The sequence below is a fragment of the Chryseobacterium sp. SIMBA_028 genome, assembly GCF_046535285.1.
Taxonomy (GTDB): domain Bacteria; phylum Bacteroidota; class Bacteroidia; order Flavobacteriales; family Weeksellaceae; genus Chryseobacterium.
On record NZ_JAWRWZ010000731.1, the window covers coordinates 1 to 242 of the forward strand.

General features: G+C 65.7%; 1 pseudogene. It reads right to left on the reverse strand.

The features are described from left to right. Positions 1-242, reverse strand: a pseudogene (locus SCA31_RS25180) (hypothetical protein); the annotation flags it as partial.

The following is a 242-nucleotide window of genomic DNA, read 5'->3' on the forward strand; positions in this document are numbered from 1 at the left end:
GCCGAAGATCTTTTCATAGAAATCGAAGGCCTGCTGCCAGTCGCCGGACATCAGTTCATGCCAGCCGACATGGCCTGGCGTCCCCATTTCCGGCTCCCAGCCATCATCGTTTTCCATCGGCAGCGGCGTCATGATGCAGAGCACGGCGCCGCTCGGATCGGCGACGACGGCGAAGCGGCCGACGGTCGGGATATCCTCGGGCGGGCGGCGGACGCTGCCGCCATTGGCGGCAAAGTCGCGGG